Origin of the sequence: Candidatus Oleimmundimicrobium sp. (assembly GCF_030651595.1) — a bacterium.
GTDB lineage: Bacteria > Actinomycetota > Aquicultoria > UBA3085 > Oleimmundimicrobiaceae > JAUSCH01.
On the sequence record NZ_JAUSCH010000023.1, the window covers coordinates 1 to 2,106 of the forward strand.

The 2,106-nt window shown below is 49.5% G+C and carries 2 protein-coding genes; both read left to right on the top strand.

Going from position 1 to position 2,106, the window contains the following annotated elements:
- On the top strand, nt 1-949 hold a 949-nt coding region (locus Q7U95_RS01615; RefSeq protein WP_308751532.1), incomplete at its 5' end, for an HD domain-containing phosphohydrolase.
- Between the two features lie 129 nt (nt 950-1,078).
- Nucleotides 1,079-2,106 (top strand): HD domain-containing phosphohydrolase (locus tag Q7U95_RS01620; protein WP_308751533.1); only part of this gene is annotated, 1,028 nt, incomplete at its 3' end.

The following is a 2,106-nucleotide window of genomic DNA, read 5'->3' on the forward strand; positions in this document are numbered from 1 at the left end:
GGTTCTCATAGACGAAGATGGAATTGTCTTGAGAGTAAACCAGGCCTTTCTTAACCTGTTTGGGTATCGGCATAGCGAAGCGTTCCTAAGGAAACTCGATGACCTTGTGTCTACAAGCGACAAAATAAAGAAACTCGCAGCCAGAATCAACGTCACGACACTTGCAGGAATGACACCGCTGACTCGCACCACCATCCGGGAAAGAAAAGACGGAACTCGTATAGACGTTTTGTTTACCATAATTCCCTTCAAGGCAGATGGGAAAGATTTTGCCTATTGTATCTACCACGACATCACCGAAAGGGTACAGTCGCGAAAGAATCTGCGCCTAATAAAAAAACAACTTGAAATGACGCTTGATAGAACGCTCAAGGCTTTTTCCAAGGTGATTGAAGAGCGTGACCCCTACACGGCCGAACACCAGCGCAGAGTGGCTTACATCGCCTCCATGCTGGCCTCGGAAATGAACCTGAGCCAAGAGATGACAAAAACCCTTTATATGGCGGCGCTCCTTCATGACATGGGCAAAATCGCCATCCCGGCTCAAATTCTTTCAAAACCGGGAACACTCTCTGAAGAGGAGAAAAATATCGTCAAAAAACATTCGGAAAAAGGCTTCGAAATAGTGCGAACCATGGAATTTCAGGGTTCTGTGGCAGAATGCGTATTACAGCACCACGAACGCCTCGACGGAAGCGGCTACCCTCACGGCCTGCGCGGCAACGAGATATTGTTCCCCGCCCAGATACTCGCTGTTACCGATGTCTTCGAGGCCATGATTTCGCACAGATCCTACCGCCCCTCCATGGGAAGCGAAGCGGCGTTGGAGGAGTTAAAAAGCGGGCGAGATGTCAAATACAACTCTCAGGCCGTCGATGCACTGGAACAACTTGTGCTTTCAGGCGAGTTGGATAAAGCCATAGACGGCAGTAATTCTGACTTTTCCTGAGCCAGCCCGCCAAACCCGTATATCATGCGCAACAGAATGTCAATTCGGCAAATTTCTCCCATGGCTACCCTCGTTGAACTATGTGCAGTTAATCAAAATTTCTCTAAACTAGTATAACAAGCCCCTTAGATGTATTATATCAGCGCATTCTTGTCTCTTGCCTCGGCAATAAAGGCATTTCACAAGATTCGCATTCTTTCCGTCAAGATTCTGGCGAGAAAGGAGTTTGATATGGTTGCTGCCACTCATTTCGCTGAACTGACGGTTCCAAACGTATTTCATGAGGCTCTTTTTTCAGCTTCTCCCCTGGCAACGGTCCTCGTCGAAAAGCAAGGATGCGTTTTATGGGCAAACCCAGCCTTCCTTGACCTGTTCGGATATCAACACCATGAGGTACTTCAGAAGAAGATCGCCGAACTTGTGGGCAAGAGCCCAAAAGTCAAACAGCTTGTGGCAAACATTTTCGTAACGACGTTTGCAGAGGGAAAATCTCTGACTTACACCACCTTTCGGGAAAGAAAAGACGGAACCCTAATGAATGTCCAGTTGACGGCAATCCCTTTCAAAGCCCACGGCAAGCACTATGCCTACGGCATCTACCATAACATCACCGAAAGAGAACAGCCCAATAGAACCCTGCTCCGAACCACGAGAGAGCTTGAAAGAACGGTTGAGACAGCGATCCAAGCGCTCTCCAAGGTAATTGAAGAACACGACCCCTACACAGCCAGACACCAGCGCGAGGTGGCCCGCTTCGCCGCGATGATAGCCACGGAAATGCATCTTAGCCAGGAGACGATAAAAACCCTTTATGTGACAGCGTTGCTTCACAACATAGGCAAGATCTCCGTTCCAGCCGAAGTCCTCAACAAACCTGGCACGCTCAATGAGGCAGAGAGAGCGATCATCAACAATCACCCTCAAAAAGGATATGAGATAGTCAGAACTATAGAATTTTCTGGCCCTGTGGCCGAATGTGTGCTGCAGCACCACGAGCTCCTCGACGGAAGCGGCTACCCTCAGGGCTTGCGCGACGGCGAAATACTGCCCATCGCTCAGCTCATCACCGTAGCCGATGTCTTCAGCGCCATGATTTCGGACAGGCCCTATCGTCCCTCCAGGGGGATCGAGGCGGCTTTGGAGGAGTTAAAAAACGG